We start from the raw sequence: 22,126 nt of genomic DNA, 5'->3' as shown, positions 1-22,126 counted from the left end.
ATAATAAAATGAAAACAAGATTACATAGTTCTATTGCGTTGATGTTATGCGCAACCACGCTGTTTGGGTGCAGCGCCATGCGCAGTGATTATCAATCGCCAGAATTAGACGTCCCGGGAATTTGGCCCGAGAAGTTAGAGCTGGACATGAATGTTGAGCCACAAAATCAAAAAGAAGCGGCGGTGATTCAAGTTGATGAGTGGTGGACGTTATTCGAAGACCCGCAGTTAAATAGTTTAATCGATCAGGTGTTGGCGTTTAATAGCGACATGGCAAAAGCGACACTTACGCTAAGAAAAGCACGTTTGGTCGCTGGCGTGAGTGAAAACAACAAAGTACCGAACGTGAGTTTTTCACAGGATTCATCTTCGGAGTATGATATTGACAGCGATAGCACAGAGAACAGCTCTAGTACGAGTTTATCCTTGAGCTATGAGTTGGACCTTTGGGGTCGTGTAGATGCTGCTGCCGATGCCGATGAATGGACAGCAAGAGCAAGTTATGAAGACAGAGAAAGCACGGCGCAAAGTTTGGTTGTGACGACAGCGACGTTGTATTGGAAAGTGGCTTACCTAAATCAGATGCTAGCGCTGACAGAGCAGAACATCATAGGTACAGAGCGCGTTGCGACCTTGACTAAAAATAAGTATGACACGGGTTCTGCCACCTATTTAGAAGTGCTTGAGTCGACTCAAACCTTGTTTACTCAAAAGGTTCAATTAAATCAATTGCAACAAGAGCTATCAGAAACTCAAAACGCCATATCTATATTGCTTAATCAACCTTTACAGGATACGGGTGTGACTATCGACCAATTATCGGCAAGGCCTGTACCTGATGTGGAGGCTGGAATACCCGCTGATTTGTTGCTTCGCAGACCGGATGTAAAAGCCAGTTTGTATGCACTAAAATCATCGCTCGCGAGCAAAGATGCGATAGCAGCAAGCTATATGCCCACATTGACGCTAACCGGTTCACTAAGTACCTCGTCTTCAAATTTGGTGGAGTTATTACAAAACCCGGTCGCCAAATTAGGCAGTGGAATTGTCTTACCTTTTTTAGAGTGGAATCAAATGGAGCTGAACAAAAGTATCTCCCAAGTCGACTATGAGATGGCCGTTGTCGACTATAGAGACACGATCTATCAAGCATTTGAAGAGGTGGCCAATTTATTGACTACAAAAGAGAGCTACCGCTATCAAGGTAACGTTATTAAAGAGCAGTATGTAAACGCTAAGGAGATAGAGCGTATCTATGCCAGCCGATATCAAAATGGAGCGAGTGACATGATTGATTGGATTAATGCCATGGAGTCGAGACGCAGTATTGAATCATCGGTGTTGGTAAATCGATATAATCAGTTTTTAACTCAGGTTAAGCTTTATCAATCTTTAGGTGGTGGTGATATAGCCCCCAAGAGTTAAGTGAAATAGATATTTTTATAAATACAAACAGCGCCCGATAAAGTGGCTAATGCTGTTCGGTTAAGGTCATTTAAACCAGTAATCCCGACGAAAACCGACGTCATCCCCATGAAAATGGGGAACTAGCACAGCCAAGATTCCCGTTTTCACGAGAATGAGGAAGTATTTAGCACTAACCGAACGGCATTACTATAAAGTGGTGCTGTTTGTATTTATGTCACTTTGATAGGCTAAACCCTGCATTTTATAATTCTATATGTCTGCATATTATATACTGGTAAATAGCCCTATTTTTAGTTGGTTTTTGTCCTGCCTGCGCTTGGTTATACTTCCCGCGATTTAATCACCCGTATCAAAAAAGTAATCAATCATCATTTTACTTAGTTTGGTATAAGAAAATGAACAGATGCTCTGGATTTACGTTCCAGTTCGCAGAAGGAAAAACTATGTCTCAATACGTTGTTTGTGCGCTTTACAAGTTTGTCACGTTAAATGATTATCAAGAAATTCGCCAGCCGTTAACCGAATTCTTAAAACAAAACAAAATACGCGGTACTTTGTTACTTGCCAGTGAGGGGATTAATGGCACTGTCGCAGGTAAACGAGAATCAATAGATAATTTGCTGCAATGGTTTAAACACGATGCTCGTCTAGCCAATGTGGTTTACAAAGAGTCATTCAGTGAAGAACAGCCTTTTAATCGCACTAAGGTCAAACTGAAAAAAGAGATCGTGACGATGGGAATAGAAGGGATCGACCCTCTTAACGTAGTCGGAACTTATGTTAAGCCTAGCGAATGGAACGATCTAATTTCGGACCCAGAAGTACTATTGGTTGATACTCGTAATGACTATGAAGTCGATATCGGAACATTTAAAAATGCGCTGAATCCTAATACTGAAACGTTCCGCGAGTTTCCACAATACGTTGCGGATAATTTAGACCCTGCCAAGCATAAGAAAGTTGCCATGTTCTGTACTGGTGGTATTCGTTGTGAAAAATCAACCGCCTACATGAAAGAGCAAGGCTTTGATGAAGTGTACCATCTTGAAGGTGGCATTCTTAAGTACCTAGAAGAAGTACCGGAAGATGAAAGTCTGTGGCAAGGCGATTGCTATGTTTTTGACGGGCGTGTTGCCGTTAATCATCAACTAGAAAAAGTAGCTACGATGTGTGTAATGCGTGCCGACTACCCATCACAAGTGAAGAGCAAGCGTCGGAACATTTTGAAAAAGGGGTTAGCTGCCCTAAGTGCATTGATAAGCACAGCGACGAGCAAAAAGCACGCTTTCGCGAACGTGAAAAACAAGTACAGCTGGCCAAAGCGCGCGGTGAAACCCACGTAGGTGGCGAAGCGGCGTATCTAATTGAACAACGTAAAAAGGAAAAACGAGCGTTGAAAGAGCAGCAGCGTTCAGGACATAAATGAAGTGATTGAAAATAAACCCACATGATCTCCACGAAAGTGGAGGTCTACAATTACCCAGATTCCCGTATTCACGAGAATGACGATAGCGCCTATGGGAATGATGGGTCCGCTACAAGAATCATGATCCTACCTCCTAGTTTAGTTGCAAGGCTTTGTTCGTCACTATCTTTACGTTTCAGATTGCTTTTGACTATTCAACTGGTTAACTTATCACTCATAGTTATCTTTTTTTAGACGCTTTAAGCGTACTAATACAGTTCATTTTACTTTAGGGGTGTTTTTGATGAAGTTGTCTGAAAAGGTAAAGGTTACTTTCCTGAGCTCCAAAGTAATGAGAATGGTATTTCGAGTTATCATTGCTCTTGTCATTTCTATATTCCTCACGATTTTGTGTGCGGTGTATATTCCTCCTATTTTTAAAAGTGTACTAAATACTGGTTTAGAAATTTTACCCAAATATAAGTTTACCGATCATAAGGTACTGACCAAGAGTGAACTGATAGCTGAATGGGAAATAGATAAACAAGCGATAGACGATGAAAGTATCTTTGAGCAGTTAGAGAGCCAGTTACCTGAAAGTAGAAATAAAAGCACCTTTTTCGCTCGGATATTGGTTGTTCATGATTACCCCGAGCGCTGCCAGTACACGATCATCGCTAAGCATAGAACAATAGACGTATCTTGGCAGGTTTCAGGGTTACGCTGTCATAGTAAAAAAAGTTGTGAAGCAGCACGATTACATCAAACTTGCCCAGATAAAAAGGGAGGAGGTAAGCGATGACTTCGCATTTAAAGCTTCTTATATGGCTTGGTATCGTCGTCACGGCTATTTTGGGTATGAACTGGCTAAATAACACCTATAGCATTGATGAAATGCAAGAAGGAATAGAAACGTATCAATGGTACTTTTTAACGGTCTATGCGCTTATCATTTCTTTAAGAGGGTTACTTTTTATCCCAACAATGCCCATTATTTTGATGATGGCAAGTGCCATAGAACCGTGGCTGCTCTTTTTGGTTACGCTGACAATGTCTTGTGTCTCTTCTTATTTGGTTTGCCTAGCTATCGATTATTTGGATATGCAGAAACGTATAAATGCACTACCGGGTAAAGCCATTAAACGTGCTCAACACTGGATTAATACCATGGGTATTCCGGCTATTGCTGGTTGGGCGTTTTTCCCATTAGTTTTTACTGAGTTGATTGTTTATTTAGCAAGGTTAGCGGGGCTGGCTCGAAAGCAAATTATCTTAGCGGTCGCTGTTGGAGAAGGGTTACTGATTAGTGTACTGATATTTGTTACCGACTGGGTGACTAATTTAATTCAATAATATCATTTGGTTAAAGCTATTCTCACCCTCATTTTTGAGGGCGAGAATATAGCTGATATCGCTTATCCGCTAGGTATTTAGTACCCTACTTCTTTAACAAAATAGGGTCAAAATCAATACGTGAATAAGGCCCGTCTACTTTTCCTGACAATTCAAAACCTTCCTCTGGAAATGTACCTGCTTTTTGAGGCTTATACGTGGTGACGAGGTCCTCTCGAACCCCGAAGACAGTGTCTTGGTCCAAATATGGGTCATCATCAGGGAATACTTCAGTAACCAAAGAACGATAGCCTTCAGCGTTCACAATGTAGTGAAGATGGGAGGGTCTCCAAGGGTGACGACCAGTGGCATCTAAAAGTTTACCTACGGGGCCGTCACTTGGTACGGTATAACTTACAGGACGAACGGTTGTGAAGGCGTAGCGTCCATTTTCGTCTGTGGTAAAAATACCGTGGAAGCTATTGATGTCTTGCTCTTCATCTTGAGATGAATACATGCCGTTTGGCGCTGTTTGCCAAATATCGATAGTGGCACCTGCTATAGGGTTACCAGAGGTATCCTTTACAACACCTTCAACAAGAATGATTTCACCTTCATAATGACGTTTGAAATCAGCGCCTAGGTCCATCGGTGGCGCATCGGATACATGAAATGGGCCTAATACGCTTGAGCTAGTGGCTTCTGGATGAGAGTTAATCATATCCACTAGCGAGCTGACACCAAGTACATCCGAGAGAAGTACAAATTCATTTCTTTCGTCTGTGGTAATGTCACCCGTCCATTTAAGCAGTTCAAGGGCAAGTCGCCATTCATCGTGTGTTAACTGTGTTTCCTTAACAAAGCCATGCAGATGTTGTGCAAGGCTAGACATTATCTGTTTTACTCTCGGGTCTGTATCGTCACCAAAATAACCAATAAAGGTGTCGGTAATATTTTCTGCAGTAACAGTTCGCATGTTCTATCCTTTTAATTCAAAATTCCTATGCTCAATACTGGATATTTAATTAATACTATCAGTACTAAGAGCATTACAAATGCAAATGGAAGAGCGCCCATAAATACATCTTTGAGGCTGATCCGTTCATCGTCTAAACTGGACTTAATAACAAAACAACTGATTCCCAGAGGCGGTGTAAGCAAGCCAATTTCGGCACCAACTACGGTCACTATGCCAAACCAGACTAAGCTCAAACCCATGGGTTCAATCAGTGGTAAAAATAGAGGGACAACAATTAATATGACGGATGCGGTATCCAGCAACGTGCCTAGAAAAAGCATTAAACAAACATAAATAAACATGGTCATGAAAATGGTCATTTGATGTTGTTCAAGCATTTCTGCTAGTTCGTTCGGTAACCCCGCGATTCCTAACATACGGCTATATATCGACGCTGCGGTTATAAGGAATAATATTGAAGCGGTAATGTGTCCGGTTTCTATAAGTGCTTCCCAAAATATTCTTAGCGTCATTTTTCGTCGAGCAAATGCGATAACAAGGCCACAAGCTGCGCCCGCAGCACCAGCTTCAACCGGTGTTAACCACCCAGTATAAATGCCACCTAATACAATGGTTATCAACGCAATTAGAGGGACAGTTTTTTCAAGTATTTCGCGCAAAGACATCCAGTCAGATTCTACAAACGCGGTTCCTCCAATAAAGTTGGTGAAAAATCGACCCATTACCCAGATAGATATCATGTAAGTTAAGGTGAGAAGCAAACCAGGGACAACACCCGCTAAAAACATATCGCCGACGGATTGCTCTGCTACAAATGCGTAGATGATCAGCATTGCAGACGGTGGAATAATCATGCCTAAAACAGAAGAACCAGCAACGACACCTACAGCGAAGCGTGGGTTATAGCCATACTTCAACATCTGCGGAACCGATACTTTTGCAAAAACCGATGCGGATGCGATAGACGAACCGGTGACGGCTGCAAAAATACCGTTGGCACCGACAGTCGCCATGCCGATCCCACCTTTAACATTTTTAAAGCCGGAGTTCATTACCTGATAGATGTCTGAACCCATTCCAGCTTTTGATACAATCAGCCCCATAAAGGTAAATAAAGGCACAGTTGCAAAGGTGTACTCCATCACACTGTCAGAAACAGCGATCTTGAGAAGATTAATAGAGAGTTCAAAATCATCTCTTAGTAACCATATTGCTGCGATAGAAACCATACTTAATGCAACAGGAATATACACACCAATATAAACACAAATAATAATCGCGATAACAGAAAGGGAACCAATTTCCATAGGACTCATGATTTGTCTCCTAACGTTGGTGAGTCTGCTTTTTGGTCACCCAAAATAACCTTGAATATAAATATTAAAGAGCAGAGTACAGCACTCAAAAATATGGTGAGTTTTATTGGCCACCATGGAGCGATAAATACGCCGGGTATTCCAAAGTAATCTTTGGTCTCTAACATATCTAAAAACTCAGGCCAGATAGCTATAGCGATTAACACCATTAACAGTGCAGAAATAGCGTCTATGACTTTTCTTACAAACTGAGTAAATCGAGGAAATCTTGGTCTCATCAAAACTAAAAAGCCTTCTGAGCGTGTTAATCGATTCACTCGTATAACATCGGGTAATTGTAAAAATACAATAAGAACCATAGAAAATTGCACGACTTCTACCGCCCCCATAAAAGGTTTATTAAATAAGCCTCTCGCTATCACGTCATAATCTACAGCCAACACGAGCAGCAACACGACGAGTGTTCCTGCTGTGTTAGCGACCATAGCGATGCCATTAGTGATGCGTGAAAAAGGCTTTACTACCTTTATCAATAAACTAAGCATTAATTGGACTCCCTGTCGAATTCACTGGTCTCATTTACGTTTAGTTCAGGTCGACGGTCCAATCACGTACAGGCTTCGCACCCTGTGCACTTAATTTATCGATATAAGCACGTATGATCTCTGTTCCTGGTTCGCCAGACTTATCCAATGTTTCTGCTAATTCCTTAGCAAGATTTGGCATAGAATCTGCCCATTCTTTTTGTGCTTCAGGGGTCATGCTAACAATGGTCCCGCCTGCCGCAACATAGGCTTCTCGGCTTTCTTGTGCTCGATCCATTGCTAAGTTTGCAAGGTGATCTCGATATTCAACCGCCACTTCTTGTAAAACGGTTTTCACTTCATCTGGAAGCTTTTTCCAAAAGCGTTCATTAACGGTCACTGTTTTGGTGTTGACCGCACCAAAATTAACTTGGGTCATGTAAGGTGCTACTTCTGCAATCTTGAACGTTTTAGCCGCTTCAGGCCAAAGCATCGCGTGATCGACCAACCCAGTCGCTAGCATATTGTAAAAATCGGTTAATCCACCCCTTACTCCAGCTACACCACCAATGCCTTCTAGGTATCGTAAGTTTGTTCCAGCGCCAGCGACTTTACTGCCCTTAAGATCGCTCGCGGTTGTGACTGGTTTTTTGCTATAAAGTTGATAGGTGTTCAACACGACGCCGGTTGCTAGGTAAACTTGTTTCTGCTTAGCGAACTCTTTTTGCATTGTTGGGTATTCTTTGGCAATTTCATCAATTGCTTTAGCTACAACTCGAGCGTCATCGGAGATAAAGGGAGTGACGGCTGCAAGTGATTGGCTTGGAAGTTTAGAGCTATGGAATATTGTAGTAACAATACCAATATCGCCCAAGCCCAGTTTTATCCCTTCCAGTACTGCTTTGGGTTTTACTATGGAACCACCGTAGGACTCTTGCCATTTAATGTCGTAGTTGCCGGTTTTAGCGAGCCTCTCATTCACTTCCGGAATAAAGAAGTTGGTAAACTCATGTACCCACATTGATTTAGCAGGATAACCATCGATAACGACGGCTTTAATTGTTTCTGTAGCGGTAGCAGGTAAAGACATTAAAACGGCCATTGCCATTCCTAGGCCTTGTATATGTAGTTGCTTTGAAAATTTCATCTTGTTCATCCTTTACTTTCGTCTTAATACGTTAAATGTCGTCTTTCAGTTCTAACTTTCTTGATAGAGCAGACAGGATTATTATGTGGAGCTTTTCACCGTCTTAAATTCTGTTTCTAATTGTGCTTTACGCGTTATATTCAAACGAATGTGCATACGTCTTCGAATTCGAACCTTGGTAATTTTTGAAATAGGGCATTTTCATCGGCATAGCCCAAGTTGCATAAGAAGTTGGATCTTAAAGTTGTCCCAGCAAAAAATGTGTCGTCGACAATCTGATTTGAAAAACCAGACATTGGGCCAATGTCGAGCCCTAAGGCACGTGCCGCGATCATCAGGTAGGCACCTTGAAGCGTTCCATTTAAAAAAGCTGTTCTTTCGCAATACTCAGGTTTTCCTCTAAAAAGCGGTGTTCTATCTTCATGTGGAAAAAGAAAGGGTAGCTTTTGCCAAAACTCTAAATCGTGGGCAATGATGACGGTTACTGGTGCTGCGCGCATTTTGTCGATATTTTTTTCTTTTAGTGATGCAGCAAGTCGGTCTTTTCCCTCCGACGAGGTAACGAAAAAAATCTAGCGGGGCTACAATTCATGCTAGTCGCTCCATTGGAGACAATTTGATACAGCTCTTTTAGTAATTCTTCAGGGATAGGCTTGTCTGCCCAAGCATAGTGAGATCGTGCATCGTTAAGAATGACGTCAATTGAGTCTTTATCTAATCTTGGTTTTCGAACTCGAAGTGCTCGCACTTTTTCTTGTGCAGCCGCTCGTGCTAATTCTAAGTTCAATTCGTCTGACTCATTTACATGTTGACCTGTCATTACGTTTTCCTTGTCTGTCGTATTTGATAAGTTTCTTATTTATCAGTAGTAAAAACTCAATTGCTCGATAGAAAAATCATTTTCCTTCTATTTCTAACTGTCTCTTCTATTCGTACTTCTTTATTTAATTCGTGTTAGTTGTAGAGCACCTTATAGCGAAATAAAGAGAATGAATTGGCAAATTTTTAAATGTTGCCATATTGTAAATTTCATTCTGGCCTTCAGGGTTGTTTGTTACAAAAACTTAACACTTGCATAACTTTTAGCGATGATTTACTGTTATGTCAAATAATATCGATATTTTTATTTAACATTTGCTTTACAAGTGGAGGCGAAAAAGATGATTCCTTGGAACGAATATAAAGCGGAAGCGAAAGCGCGAGGCTCACTCGCAATGGAAGTGTTTATTGTTGAAAGTACGCCAAACGAAGGTCTAGAAGCGGTGAAAAGCAATTTACCTTTGCATTTGGCGTATCAGGCTGAATTAGAGTCGTTGGGCATTCTTATGTTTGCTGGTCCTATCTCAGACCCTTCTGGGCAATATATGGATGGAACGGGATTTATTATCTATCGCGCTCGAACATTTGAAGAGGCAAATGATTTCGCGTTAAAAGATCCAATGCATAGCAGTGGGGCAAGAAAATATAGTATTAAACGTTGGCTGATCAACGAAGGCAGCCTTCAACTTGATATCAAGCTATCGGCACAATCGATCAGTATGACAGTCGATAAATAGTCGTTACCTTTCACTAAAGGGGTTCACCATGCCTAACTGGACAAATATGATAGGGGATTTGATGTTTCGTGTTACGGAAATAGGTAGCACAATGATCTCCAATAACGTTGAGTTAACACCTGCTGAAAAATGTGACCAATTGTTAAATAATACAGGTGAAGCAACAAGCTTGGCGCTTTCTAGAGAAATACTAGACAACTATCAGGCGTTAACGGACGAGGAAAAACTGGTTTTTTTCAAGCTCTTTTTGAAGATTTTGGCGTTAACTTTGATGCGTTAGAATCGGCGATAGGTTGTTGGAAACAGTCGTCTGGTAAAAAGGAAGCTAGGCGTATTCACTTTGCTTCAGAACCTCGTTCTCAAGAACTTATTAGGCAACTTAATCGAGCTCCTGGTGGGACCGCTGCATTGGTCAGTATGCGCGAAGATCTAATATCATTAAGCAGACAAGATTCAAATTTGGCCAGCTTAGACCATGATTTACGGCACCTTTTTAACTCATGGTTTAATCGTGGATTTCTAAGTTTGGAGGTGATTAATTGGTCTACTCCTGCGGCTATTCTTGAAAAAATTATTGCTTATGAAGCGGTACATGAAATCAAAGGTTGGGATGACCTCAGGCTACGAGTAGCAGAAAAAGACCGTCGCCTTTATGGTTTTTTCCATGCATCAATGCGCTCAGAACCCCTTATTTTCGTTGAGGTAGCCCTTACCGATCACACGCCCACAACAATAGAATCGATACTGTCCGGTGAAAGAGAAAGGCTTGACCCAAATGAAGCGACGACCGCCGTATTTTATTCAATATCTAACTGTCAGGCGGGTTTAAGAGGTATTTCATTTGGTAATTTTCTCATTAAACAGGTGGTCGAAGAGCTTAAGCGAGAGCTTCCAAATTTAAAGCGGTTTATCACCATGTCACCGGTTCCGGGGCTAAGAAAGTGGGTAGATACAGCGCCAGAATTGGATGAAAATACCACAACCCTTATCCATGCTTTGAATGAACAAGACCGTGATATGTCGGAAGAATTCAAGAATCAAAACAGTACTCAGTTAAATCGACTAGCTATCCAATATCTACTTGATGCAAAACATAAAAAAGGTGGACCATTCGATCCGGTTTCTCGTTTCCACTTAGGGAACGGTGCGCACCTTGAGCAGATTAACCTATGGGCAAACAGTTCGGAAAAAGGGATAGCCGACTCTTGGGGAATAATGGTTAATTATGAATATGATCTGAAATCGATAGAGAAAAACCACGAGGCATTTTTGTCAGAAGGGAAAATTAAATCTTCTACCACCATAAAAAAACTTCACAAAAAACATTAATAGGATGATGAATATGTACGAGACGAACTACTTAGCCAACACATTGAGAAAAGCGAGCGTAGGTCATGAAGAGTGCCTATTTGCAACATTACCTAATGATGCTCAAGTAAGTTATGAGGTTTTGTTTTCTAATGCAGAAAAAATGGCAGCTATGTTACAAAAAAATGGTGTTAAGCCTGGGGATAGAGTGGCAGTACAGGTAGGCAAGTCAATAGCAACCATCGAACTTTATCTTGGAACGATATTAGCGGGTGGGGTTTTTTTACCACTTAATACCGATTACATGGCCAGTGAGATAGATTATTTTTTAAGTGATGCCCAACCGACGGTTTTTGTCTGTGACCCCGCTTCAGAGAAAGTGCTAAAACCGGTAGCTGAAAACGCCAAAGTTTCTGCTCTGTTAACCCTTTCTGATGATGGTCAGCAAGGGACTCTGTGCGATGAATTAAATAGTATCGAGAGCCCTTACCTTGAGGTAACACGAGCAGCAGGGGACTTAGCTGCCATTCTTTATACGTCGGGTACTACCGGACGATCGAAAGGAGCTATGTTGTCTCACGGCGCGCTCGCCTCCAACGCTCTTACTTTGGCTGATTATTGGCAATTTAGCCGAGAGGATTGCTTAATTCACGCGTTACCAATATTTCATATCCACGGGCTATTTGTAGCAATCAATATCACGTTGTGTGCTGGCTCTCGTCTCCATTTCTTACCTCGATTTGATGCGGACAAAATTATGGAAAAAATGCCATCAGCCACGGTATTGATGGGGGTACCTACTTTTTATGTTCGTTTGCTACAACATGCCAACTTGAATAAAGAAGCCGTGTCATCCATGCGCCTGTTTGTTTCTGGTTCGGCTCCATTGTTGAGTGAAACGCATCAGCTTTGGCAAGAAAAAACAGGACACGCGATTCTTGAACGCTACGGGATGACTGAAACCAACATGAATACGTCAAATCCTTATGATGGAGCAAGAAGACCAGGAACTGTTGGATATCCTCTTCCGGGTGTCGAGGTGAAAATATGTAATCCGAACACAGGAGAAGTATTACCCAATGGTGAGATAGGACAAATTGAAGTTAAAGGGCCGAACCTGTTCTCTGGCTATTGGAACATGCCCGAAAAGACAGCAGAGGAACTCCGTCCAACCGGTTGGTTCCTCACTGGTGATTTAGGAGTGTGTGATGATGAAGGCTATATCTCTATTGTTGGGCGTTCAAAAGATTTGATTATTTCCGGCGGCTATAACGTTTATCCAAAAGAGATTGAATCGGTAATCGATGATATTAGTGGTGTTAAAGAGTCGGCCGTTATCGGCTTACCCCATCCAGATTTTGGAGAGGCAGTCGTTGCGGTCGTGGTAGGAGAGGCTAAAGACGATGCCTTAATAGAAAAAATAAACAATCAAACTCGTTCGGTTCTTGCTAAGTTTAAACGACCAAAGCAGGTCTACTTTGTTGAAGAATTACCGAGAAATACCATGGGTAAGGTACAAAAAGCTCAACTTAGAGAGCAATACAGTGATACATTCGCTGTCTAGGTTACCTAATTGATAAGACAATTGAATCAAAGTAGCTGTTTATATAAGATGTTTTTCTAAAGACGGTTAAACACCAAATTGGCAAGATAGCCTTGTCTTGCCAAGAGGCGCTGTAAAGTGAGTGGTTACAGCGGCTATATTATAATTCTAAGTATTAAGGCTGTGATTTTATGAGTGAAGAAATGAATGGTCAAAATGGTAAAACGGCAATCAATCGCGTTTACCATCAATTAAGAACAAAAATACTGAAGTGTGAATTTTCTCCTGGTGAGAAGTTAAAAATCGAATCTCTTAAGGTATTACTTGATATTGGTGCTTCACCAATTCGAGAAGCATTGAGTTTGCTTACTTCTGATGGTCTGGTTGACAGAATAGATCAGCGAGGGTTTCGTGTTGCACTGATGAGCAAAGATAACTTTAATGAAATACTATTGCTTCGATGTGAACTTGATGATTTGGCGTTACGTAAAAGTATAGAGTTGGGTGATAGCCAATGGGAGGAGAACTTAGTCATTCTCCATCATCGATTAAGTCGTGCCGACATTTCAGATTTTGAGTCGTGGGAAATGATGCATAAGTCATTTCATATGGCATTAATAGGTGAGTGCAATAGTCCCATTCTACTAGGTTATTCAAATCAGCTTTATGATCAAAATATCCGTTATCGATTTTTGGCGGAAAGAACCACGAATTACCAATCTCGGAATGTCTCTGATGAACATACAAAACTTTTGAATGCGACGATAGAAAGAAACGCAGAGTTGGCGTCGAAACTTCTTGTTAAGCACTACCATTCTACGGGTAACTTCCTCGCATCACTGCTGGATAAAAATAATTTAAATGTTTGGAATTAATAATCCAAGATTTGTTTATCTATAATTTACGATTAAATGTCATTTATAATCCTGCATCTGCCCATTTTTCATTGGGCTCTTCAGGATGAGATTGATAGCCAATAGTGTTAACCGCCGTAATTGCACAATACTCATCTTTATCAGAGGCATCACCACTGATGCCAATAGCACCAATCACTTCAGAGTTAGCGTTACAAATTAAAACGCCCCCCGGGACAGGCACAAATCGACCTTGAGAAACATTTGCCAGTGCGGCTTGAAAGGAAGGTCTGTCGGCTAATCTATCCCTGATTGTTCTACTGGATATGCCCATTCCTAACGCTCCCCATGCTTTACCTATTGCGATGTCTGCGCGCATCACACCACAGCCATCTTCACGCTTAAGAGCGATAAGGTTTCCACCTACGTCGAGTATAGCGACCGTTAATGGTAGTAGGTTTTGTTTATGTCCAACTTCGATAGCTTTATCGATGATTGCTGTAGCGTCTCTAAGTGGAAGTGCTACCGCCAAATGTTTCACGTAATAATCAGCCAAGGGATTCTCTCTAATTAATCAGTAGTGTGTTTAACAAATAATACACATTTAAAATAGATTTTGCACTTCCTCACATAAAAATAACGATATTTTAATATAAAAATGGTAATTATCTATATTTTAGAGTACATTTAATTTAACAATTAATTAACAAGAAAGGGCTCGATATGAGAATCGTCTCGTTTGAATGTGAAGGTAAAAACCGTATAGGTCTCAAAGTCGGTGATGAGGTTATTGACGTAAGTATTGCGGCAAAGGAATTACCCCAAGATTTATTAGGGTTACTTCAATCAAATTTAGATGTTCAAAAAGAATTAAATACTCTCATTGAACATTGTCCACAAGAAGCAAAGCGCTCTAGTAAAGATTTACGTTTTACATCGCTTATCCAGCACCCACCGAAGATCATTTGTATTGGACGAAATTATGCGGCCCATGCCGTTGAAGGTGGAGTAGAGCCACCAACATATCCTGAAATATTCCTTCGTTGCGCAGAATCATTGATTGGACATGAAGAACCTATTATTCGTCCTCGATGTTCTGACAAATTGGATTATGAAGGTGAGATTGCCGCCATTATTGGTAAAAAAGCAAGACACGTAAAAGAACAAGACGGCCTCGATTATATTGCGGGGTATGCATTATTTAATGATGCCACCATTAGAGATTATCAGCGCAAGAGTTCCCAATGGACCATTGGAAAAAACTTTGATGGAACAGGCGCCTTTGGTCCTGAGTTTGTAACGGCAGATGAACTACCAGCTGGTATGGATGGTGTCCAACTTCAAACTCGTCTTAATGGAGAGGTGATGCAAAATGCAAGTACCTCAGATTTCATTTTTCCAATGGCGAAGCTCATCGAAATATTAAGTGAGTGTATGACGTTATTACCGGGTGATGTGATTATTACCGGAACGCCCGCAGGTGTTGGTTACGTGCGTAAACCACCCGTATTTATGAAGCCAGGTGACGTGGTAGAAGTGGAAGCTAAAGGCCTGGGTATCCTAAGAAATACAATTGAAGACGAATGAGACGGAAAGGCGATTTAACCTAATAGTTTAGGTTTTTATCGATATTTTTAACCTATGTTTAGCATTAACTAGGGTTTGATTAAGAGAGTGAAAGTGATGAGTAAGCGCCTTACATCAATTATTGCAGCTGTTATTCCCGTATTAAGTATTTTATGGGCGATACAGGCACCATTGTTACTTGGTCTAGAAATAGCACGCGTTCAATTTCTGGCGGTACTTTTAGGTGTTGGGTGTACGTTAGTCTACCTCTCTCAAAAGTCTGACTCAAAAATAGCAAATAGCATTACAACTATATTCGCTTTTGTTTCGCTGGCCGTTTTCGTCTGGATTAGTGTCAATTACCAACGATTTCAGATGGATTTCCCGTATTTAACCACTGAAATGCAAGTTTTAGGCGGTATTGTCGGTTTGTTAGTGTTGGATGCGATACGAAGAACTACCGGTTGGATATTGTTAGCGGTGATAGGTGTGTTTTTGCTTTACGCTCTCACCGGTGAATATATTCCTGCACCTTTAACAGGCACAAGCAGTTCACTCAATGAAATTGTTGTGTACATGGCATTTGATCCCAATGCCATTTTAGGCACGCCACTTGGGGTGATTGCGAGCATTGTTATTGTGTTCATATTCTTTGGTAAATTGCTGGTTAAAACAGGCTGTGGCGAGTTTTTTATCGACCTTGCAATGGCCGCGATGGGTAAAAGGCGGGGCAGTGCAGCTAAGACCTCGATTGTAGGGTCTGCCTTGTTTGGTTCTATTTCTGGTAGTGCGGTTTCAAATGTGGTCACTACAGGAGTAATGACCATTCCTCTGATGAGACGTTCAGGGTACAGCGGTGTTCAGGCTGGAGCGATAGAAGCTATTGCGTCTACTGGTGGGCAGTTAATGCCGCCAATTATGGGCGCTGCGGCTTTCTTAATGGCACAAACATTAGAGATACCTTACAGCGAAGTTGTCCTTGCGGCATTGATTCCTGCGCTGCTCTATTACATATCAGTGTTTATTCAAGTGGATTTGATTGCAGCGCGAGATAATATCGAGCCAACTGACGTTGATAAGAAAACAGTGCGAGATGTGCTAGTTGAAGGTTGGCATTTCATCATACCGTTCTTTGTGCTTATGTATTCGATGTTTGTAAACAACGCCTCAGCCGAGTTATCTGCATTATATGGCTCAATTTCTATCATTATTCTCGGGTCAATACGCAGTTATCAAGGGCATAGATTGGATACTAAATCGATGGTCTCAGCATTTCCTGAAACGGGTATTGCGGTGATGGAACTTATCATGATAGTTGCAGGTGCTGGTTTGGTTATTGGGTTATTGAATATTTCGTCTGGTGGCTTTGCCTTAACACTTACCTTAGTGCAGCTTGGTGCCAGTAATATCTCTATTCTACTGCTCGTTTCTGCAGGCGTTTGTATTCTGTTAGGTATGGGGATGCCAACGACGGGTGTCTACGTATTGCTTGCTGCTTTGGTTGCGCCTGCACTAATAGAAACTGGAATTCCGCCTTTAGCTGCTCATATGTTCATTTTGTATTTCGGCATGATGTCGATGATCACACCACCAATTGCGCTTGCGGCCTTTGCAGCGGCAACGATTACCGAAGATAAGCCAATGAAAACCGGCTTTGAAGCGATGAAACTCGGCTGGCTAGCTTATGTCGTGCCACTGTTATTTATTTTTACCCCAGCCTTACTTATGGACTCTAGCGTGATAAATATCGGTATGACATTTGTTATCGCAGTCATTGGCGTTCACTTTATTTCTGTATCTATGGTCGGATACTTTGCTGGCCATTTAACCTATCGAATGCGGCTACCGATGTTAGCCCTTGGTGCGGTCATTATTATGCCTCCCACCTGGCTAAATATGCAGCTTTTCCCCGCGTTTCTGGCGATTGTTATCGGGTCACTTTTATTGTACCGATTACATCGAACCAGTAAGTCGAATCACATTCTTAGCTAACCCTACAACCTATTAAATACATTATAAATATTAAATTTAGAACTGAGAGAGAGAACGATATGAATATCATTAAGACTGCCCTTATCTCCATTGGGCTACTCGCATCCGGTCACACGCTGGCCGCGACATATAGCATAGGTACAAATCAGCAAGGTTCACTGTTTTACTCATTGGGTGCCGCGCTGTCTAAAGTTATGGTAGAAAAAACGGACAAACAATATCGAGTTGCCCCTTATGCAGGGTCTTCAACTTATATACCAATGATGAATGCAGGTCGGTTGGAGTTTGGTTTTGCTAACGGTGGCGAAGCGACGTTTGCTTATCTAGGTAAAGAAAATTTTGAAGGTCGAGCGAATGAAAATTTGCGATTAGTTGGGGTTGTTATCGCGACACAGACTTCTTTTGCTGTCCCCGTGAACTCGGATGTTCAGAAAGTTTCTGATCTAAGAAATAAACGAGTGCCGTCAGGGTATAACTCGGGTAGAACATTCCATTACTATTCAAATGCTGCATTAGCGTCTGACTCCATGACTATCGATGAAACTAAAAAAGTGCCGAACCCCAATTTCGTATCCGCCATTACGGCACTTGCTGAAAATCGTGTAGATGCTGCTTTGATACCGATGAATGTTGGTGCGGGCAAGAAAGCGATGGCGACGATGAGTGACGGTTGGCGTTACCTCAGTTTAGATGACAGTGCAGCGGCAAAAGAAGCGGTTAGCACTAACTTGCCATCAGCTAGAATTGTCAGTGTTAAACCTGACCCTTCGAAAACCGGTGTCGTGGCCGATCCGACTAACATGATCGAGGTAGACTTTTACCTAGTCGCAGGTGCGGATGTGTCCGATGAAGTGGTTTATGATCTTGTGAAGACAATGGCTTCAAACCAAGAAAGTCTTAAAAAGGCATTTGGTGCTTATGCTCGTTATAATCCAGAAAAAATGGTTCAGGATAATGTTGTGCCTTACCACGAAGGAGCAATAAAGGCCTATAAAGAACTGGGTTTTTGGAACAAATAAACAAGCAGAACTTATTTGCTTTCTTAACTTAGAGCTAATGGAGAAAGACGCCTGGTGGCGTCTTTTTATTTGTTATTTATTTTATTATGCTGTCGAGAAGTGAGTCATCGGCAACCGTTGGTATTGTCACTGTCAATCTCGGTTCCGCTTCCATGGCTCTTTTAATAGCAAAAATAGCCCCATCATTTCTCGCCCAGCTTCTTCTGGATATGCCGTTATTCACATCCCAATGAAGCATCGATTTTACTCTGCGGTCACAATCGTCGGAGCCATCAAGCATCATCCCAAAGCCACCATTGGTTACTTCTCCCCAGCCAACACCACCCCCATTGTGAATACTGACCCAGGTCGCGCCACGGAATGAATCACCGATAACATTATGTATCGCCATGTCGGCAGTAAACTGAGAACCGTCATAAATGTTCGATGTTTCTCGATAGGGTGAATCGGTGCCTGATACGTCGTGGTGGTCTCGTCCAAGAATAACAGGAGCTGAGATCAAGCCCTGCTTGACCGCATGGTTAAATGCTTCTGCTATCCTCATTCGACCTTCCGCATCTGCATATAAAATACGAGCTTGTGAGCCGACAACCAGTTTGTTCTGCTTCGCTTCTCTTATCCAGAGCAGATTATCGGCTATCTGCTGTTTAATCTCGGAAGGTGCTTCGTTGTACATTGCTTCAAGCACATCCCCGGCAATCTTATCCGTCATATCAAGATCTTTGGGATCAGAAGATGAACAGACCCACCTAAAAGGCCCAAAGCCGTAATCAAAGCAGAGAGGCCCCATGATGTCCTGAACATAAGAAGGGTACTTAAATGACCCATCTTCCTTCTTGATGTCAGCACCGGCTCGACCAGACTCAAGTAAGAATGCGTTGCCGTAATCGAAGAAATACATCCCTTTGGCGGTGAGTTTGTTAACGGCATCCACATGTCGTTTAAGGGACGCTTGTACTGCTTTTTTGAAGGCTTGTGGTTCATTAGCCATCATTTCATTCGATTCATCAAAGCTATAGCCGACTGGGTAATAACCGCCCGCCCAAGGGTTATGCAGCGACGTTTGATCAGAGCCAAGGTCGATGGTGATATCTTCGATCACAAATCGTTCCCAAAGGTCTACGATATTGCCTAGATAAGCCAAAGAAACCGGTGTTTTTTCTTCTACTGCTTGTTTTACTCTGGCGACCATTTTGTCCATTTCTTCATGTACTTCGTCAACCCAACCTTGCTCTAGCCTTTTATAAGCCGCTTTCGGGTTTACTTCTGCCACAATCCCAATGGTTTTGGCAATAACAGAGGCTTTAGGTTGCGCACCGCTCATGCCCCCTAAACCAGAAGTAACAAATATAGGCAGCTTAGATTGGTCTCGGTTTTTTATCATTCGAGCCGCATTTAAAACGGTAATCGTCGTGCCGTGTACAATGCCTTGCGGACCAATATACATAAAAGAGCCCGCGGTCATTTGTCCGTATTGAGTAACGCCTAGTGCATTGAATTTTTCCCAATCATCGGGTTTAGAGTAGTTCGGAACCATCATGCCGTTTGTGACCACGACTCTGGGTGCATCTTTATGAGAAGGGAATAACCCCATAGGGTGACCAGAATATAAGACCAGCGTCTGTTCGTCCGTCATTTCAGCTAGGTATTTCATGGTTAATCGATATTGAATCCAGTTCGAAAAAACCGCGCCATTTCCCCCATAAGTGATAAGTTCTTCCGGGTGCTGTGCAATCGCATTATCAAGGTTATTGCTGAGCATGAGCATAATAGCTGCGGCTTGCCTAGATTGATGTGGGTATTCATCAATCGATCTAGCCGAGATAACATAACTTGGCATAAATCGATACATATAGATTCGGCCATAGGTTTCAAGTTCGTGATAAAACTCTTCTGCCAGTTCAGCATGGTGCAAGGCATCAAAATATCGAAGGGCATTTTTGACCGCCAGCTTCTTCTCGGTCTTGGAGAGTATGTCTTTTCTTTTAGGAGGATGACTTAAGTTTTCGTCACGTTCTCTTTTTGGTGGTAAAACCTTAGGGATACCCTCTAGAATCATCTGCTGAAAGCTCATTTTACTCATCATCGACCTCGTTTATTTTTCTTTTCTCTTGTGAATACATTTTTGTCCCGGTATCAATTAACGCAGTAATCATCTGCTTTAAGAGTGGGCTAATGGTTTGTTTTTTGGCTATATCTATTTGATACCCTTTAAGACCGGATTTTAGATAGGTCGATTGGGATAGTTCTAATTGCATAGCGTGAATATTCTGATCAGGTTGACCGAAAAATCGTGTGATATGGCCGCCTTTAAAACGACCGTTGCAGACATGGCTGTAGTGACTGGTAGCGACGACCTTATCCGCGCACGTTAATAATTTAGTTGAGCAGCTCGTGCCATCGTTATTGCCAAAGTTAAAGTCTGGTAGCTTGCCATCAAACAACATAGGTACTTGCGCCGCGATGCTGTGGGCATCCAATAAAATAGCATAACCAAACTTGGCTTTAATACGAGCCAGTTCAGTTGCGATTTTTTGATGATACGGCTGCCAAATTTCATTTTTTATCTGATCTTTTCTCGATTCACTGTGTTGGCCGTCCTTTAAAAATATCGGCTGCTCTGAGAATAAAATGTCGGGGAAAAGTCCGGTTGTTTTACTGTTATATAAAGGCTTGTCATCCTCTGGACGGTTTAAATCAATCACGTAGCGCGAGTAATTGGCACTGATAACACTGACACTGAGTTGAGGCAAAAAATCGTACAGTTCAGGCACGTACCAATCGGTATCTGGCAGCGATTTTGCTTCTTCACTCAGTGCATTTGTCATCTCAGGTAACAGAGATAAACCAGCATGAGGAATGCTCACTAAAACGGGACTGTCCCCTTTAACAAAGTGATAAGGGGGGTCAATTTTAAATAGTGGTGACTCTTGCTTATCCATGGCATACCTCTCCCGATTTAACTCGGGTTTTTATTAGGTTACCTCCTAGCCAATAGCTCAGCTCACCGGGGCTTTCAACGTCCCAACAGACAAAGTCAGCCACTTTTCCAACGGTGATTTCACCATGAGAGCCCGATATTCCAAGCGCTTTAGCCGCATGAACGGTAGTGCCTGCTAATGCTTCTTCAGGGGTTAAGTCAAAAAGTGTGCAGGCCATGTTCATCATTAGTCGTAACGAAAGTACTGGCGAGGTGCCGGGGTTAGCGTCTGTAGCGATAGCAATCGGTACTTGGTATCGACGTAAAAGTTCAATAGGCGGCTTTTTGGTCTCTTTTAAGGTAAAAAAAGCACCGGGTAACAGCACCGCGACAGTGCCATTTTTTGCCATAGCTGCAACGTCTTGTTCGGTAATATATTCAAGATGGTCGGCAGAAAGGGCCTGATAGCGTGCAGCGAGGGACGCGCCACCAAGTGAGGATAGCTGTTCTGCGTGAAGCTTAACGGGTATGCCAAGTGCTTGTGCCGCCTTAAAATAACGTTCAACCTGTGCGGGGCTAAATCCTATCCCTTCACAAAATGCATCGATAGCGTCGGCAAGTCCTAGCTTGCTTATTTCTGGCAACAGTTCGTCGCACAGGTAATCGATATAGTCATCTGGTCGGTTGGCGTATTCTTTTGGTAGCGCATGGGCCGCCAAGCAGGTGGTTTTTATATCAACCGAATAGTCATCACCTAATGATCGAGCTACTTGAAGCATCTTGATTTCATGCTCAAGAGACAATCCGTAGCCCGATTTTATCTCTAATGTGGTCACGCCATCTTTCATTAGTGCTAAAAGCCGACGAGATGCGGAATCTTTTAACTGTTGATGGCTTTCTTCACGAGTTGATCTAACCGACGACGCAATACCACCACCATTTTCAGACAATGTTTTGTAGCTAACGCCATTTAGCCGTTGTTCAAACTCATTAGCGCGGTTGCCACCAAAAATTAAGTGAGTATGGCAATCGATTAACCCTGGAGTGACCCAACCTCCACCAAGATCATGTTCGGATTGTGCATGATAATTGGGTAGTTCTGTTTGTTTTCCAACCCATAGAATGGATTGGTTTTTTACACAGATAGCTGCGTCTTCTATCACCTGATATCGACCATCAACCATCGTTGCAACATGAAAACCATACCAGACAGAGTCAAAAGTTTGTTTGTTACTCAT

At 42.1% G+C, this 22,126-nt stretch carries 21 protein-coding genes and 2 pseudogenes; 13 read left to right on the top strand and 10 right to left on the bottom strand.

Annotation, left to right across the window (positions count from 1 at the left end):
• Positions 1–8: 8 nt before the first annotated feature.
• From PGX00_RS11380 to PGX00_RS11365, 4 genes and pseudogenes are all read left to right on the top strand, one after another.
• Positions 9–1,424 (top strand): TolC family protein, encoded by a 1,416-nt coding sequence (locus PGX00_RS11380; RefSeq protein WP_272136325.1) that lies wholly within the window; start codon positions 9–11, stop codon positions 1,422–1,424.
• Positions 1,425–1,870: 446 nt separating this feature from the next.
• A pseudogene (gene trhO, locus PGX00_RS11375) lies at positions 1,871–2,853 on the top strand (oxygen-dependent tRNA uridine(34) hydroxylase TrhO).
• A gap of 283 nt (positions 2,854–3,136) precedes the next feature.
• Positions 3,137–3,634 (top strand): hypothetical protein, encoded by a 498-nt coding sequence (locus PGX00_RS11370; RefSeq protein WP_272136320.1) that lies wholly within the window; start codon positions 3,137–3,139, stop codon positions 3,632–3,634.
• Entirely contained in the window at positions 3,631–4,185 is a 555-nt protein-coding gene (locus tag PGX00_RS11365) for a hypothetical protein (RefSeq protein ID WP_272136317.1), read from the top strand. The genes PGX00_RS11370 and PGX00_RS11365 overlap by 4 nt, the downstream gene beginning before the upstream one ends.
• An 85-nt stretch (positions 4,186–4,270) precedes the next feature.
• Here PGX00_RS11365 and PGX00_RS11360 read toward each other — a convergent pair whose 3' ends face one another.
• The 6 genes from PGX00_RS11360 to PGX00_RS11335 form a co-directional block, all read right to left on the bottom strand.
• On the bottom strand, positions 4,271–5,140 hold the full coding sequence (locus PGX00_RS11360; protein ID WP_272136315.1) for a dioxygenase family protein: 870 nt from the start codon (positions 5,138–5,140) through the stop codon (positions 4,271–4,273).
• 11 nt (positions 5,141–5,151) lie between these two features.
• Entirely contained in the window at positions 5,152–6,459 is a 1,308-nt protein-coding gene (locus PGX00_RS11355; protein WP_272136311.1) for a TRAP transporter large permease, read from the bottom strand.
• Positions 6,456–7,004 carry a TRAP transporter small permease gene (locus PGX00_RS11350; RefSeq protein WP_272136309.1) on the bottom strand — a complete coding sequence of 183 codons (549 nt, stop codon included), beginning with the start codon at positions 7,002–7,004 and terminating at the stop codon, positions 6,456–6,458. Before PGX00_RS11350 ends, PGX00_RS11355 begins: the two co-directional genes overlap by 4 nt.
• Before the next feature lie 40 nt (positions 7,005–7,044).
• Positions 7,045–8,130 (bottom strand): C4-dicarboxylate TRAP transporter substrate-binding protein, encoded by a 1,086-nt coding sequence (locus tag PGX00_RS11345; protein WP_272136306.1) that lies wholly within the window; start codon positions 8,128–8,130, stop codon positions 7,045–7,047.
• 140 nt (positions 8,131–8,270) lie between these two features.
• Complete coding sequence (locus PGX00_RS11340) at positions 8,271–8,702, bottom strand: malonic semialdehyde reductase (protein ID WP_322107877.1); 432 nt, start codon at positions 8,700–8,702, stop codon at positions 8,271–8,273.
• Positions 8,651–8,950: a nitroreductase family protein gene (locus PGX00_RS11335; RefSeq protein ID WP_272136304.1), complete on the bottom strand. Its 300-nt coding sequence runs from the start codon at positions 8,948–8,950 to the stop codon at positions 8,651–8,653. Before PGX00_RS11335 ends, PGX00_RS11340 begins: the two co-directional genes overlap by 52 nt.
• A gap of 340 nt (positions 8,951–9,290) precedes the next feature.
• Here PGX00_RS11335 and PGX00_RS11330 point away from each other — a divergent pair, with 340 nt between their 5' ends.
• The 6 genes and pseudogenes from PGX00_RS11330 (at position 9,291) to PGX00_RS11310 (ending at position 13,412) form a co-directional block, all read left to right on the top strand.
• Entirely contained in the window at positions 9,291–9,686 is a 396-nt protein-coding gene (locus PGX00_RS11330; RefSeq protein WP_272136301.1) for a YciI family protein, read from the top strand.
• Positions 9,687–9,714: 28 nt separating this feature from the next.
• Positions 9,715–9,966: a hypothetical protein gene (locus tag PGX00_RS11325; protein WP_272136299.1), complete on the top strand. Its 252-nt coding sequence runs from the start codon at positions 9,715–9,717 to the stop codon at positions 9,964–9,966.
• Positions 9,967–9,974: 8 nt separating this feature from the next.
• Positions 9,975–10,133 (top strand): annotated as a pseudogene (locus PGX00_RS22920) (malonyl-CoA decarboxylase N-terminal domain-containing protein); the annotation flags it as partial.
• Between the two features lie 78 nt (positions 10,134–10,211).
• Positions 10,212–11,015, top strand: a complete 804-nt coding sequence (locus tag PGX00_RS11320) for a malonyl-CoA decarboxylase domain-containing protein (protein WP_272136297.1) — start codon at positions 10,212–10,214, stop codon at positions 11,013–11,015.
• Between the two features lie 13 nt (positions 11,016–11,028).
• Positions 11,029–12,558, top strand: coding sequence for an AMP-binding protein (locus PGX00_RS11315; RefSeq protein WP_272136295.1), 1,530 nt, complete (start codon positions 11,029–11,031; stop codon positions 12,556–12,558).
• A gap of 170 nt (positions 12,559–12,728) precedes the next feature.
• Entirely contained in the window at positions 12,729–13,412 is a 684-nt protein-coding gene (locus PGX00_RS11310) for a GntR family transcriptional regulator (protein ID WP_272136294.1), read from the top strand.
• Between the two features lie 43 nt (positions 13,413–13,455).
• Here PGX00_RS11310 and PGX00_RS11305 read toward each other — a convergent pair whose 3' ends face one another.
• A complete protein-coding gene (locus PGX00_RS11305; RefSeq protein ID WP_272136292.1) occupies positions 13,456–13,947 on the bottom strand; it encodes a GlcG/HbpS family heme-binding protein in 492 nt (163 codons plus the stop codon).
• A gap of 167 nt (positions 13,948–14,114) precedes the next feature.
• On the opposite strand from PGX00_RS11305, the gene PGX00_RS11300 reads away from it, so the two are divergent.
• The 3 genes from PGX00_RS11300 (at position 14,115) to PGX00_RS11290 (ending at position 17,968) form a co-directional block, all read left to right on the top strand.
• On the top strand, positions 14,115–14,978 hold the full coding sequence (locus PGX00_RS11300; RefSeq protein ID WP_272136290.1) for a fumarylacetoacetate hydrolase family protein: 864 nt from the start codon (positions 14,115–14,117) through the stop codon (positions 14,976–14,978).
• 96 nt (positions 14,979–15,074) lie between these two features.
• Positions 15,075–16,949 (top strand): TRAP transporter permease, encoded by a 1,875-nt coding sequence (locus tag PGX00_RS11295; protein WP_272136288.1) that lies wholly within the window; start codon positions 15,075–15,077, stop codon positions 16,947–16,949.
• A gap of 59 nt (positions 16,950–17,008) precedes the next feature.
• Complete coding sequence (locus tag PGX00_RS11290) at positions 17,009–17,968, top strand: TAXI family TRAP transporter solute-binding subunit (protein ID WP_272136286.1); 960 nt, start codon at positions 17,009–17,011, stop codon at positions 17,966–17,968.
• 76 nt (positions 17,969–18,044) lie between these two features.
• Here PGX00_RS11290 and PGX00_RS11285 read toward each other — a convergent pair whose 3' ends face one another.
• Genes PGX00_RS11285 through hutI form a run of 3 tightly spaced genes read right to left on the bottom strand, consistent with a single transcriptional unit; the run spans position 18,045 to position 22,126 of the window.
• Entirely contained in the window at positions 18,045–20,042 is a 1,998-nt protein-coding gene (locus tag PGX00_RS11285; protein ID WP_272136283.1) for a urocanate hydratase, read from the bottom strand.
• A 1-nt stretch (position 20,043) separates the two neighbouring features.
• Positions 20,044–20,910, bottom strand: a complete 867-nt coding sequence (gene hutG, locus PGX00_RS11280) for an N-formylglutamate deformylase (protein WP_272136281.1) — start codon at positions 20,908–20,910, stop codon at positions 20,044–20,046.
• Entirely contained in the window at positions 20,903–22,126 is a 1,224-nt protein-coding gene (gene hutI, locus PGX00_RS11275; protein WP_272136279.1) for an imidazolonepropionase, read from the bottom strand. The genes hutG and hutI overlap by 8 nt, the downstream gene beginning before the upstream one ends.

It is taken from the genome of Vibrio algarum, assembly GCF_028204155.1.
GTDB lineage: Bacteria > Pseudomonadota > Gammaproteobacteria > Enterobacterales > Vibrionaceae > Vibrio > Vibrio algarum.
Note: the sequence above shows the minus strand (reverse complement) of the source record. Positions and strands in the feature narration are given on the sequence as shown.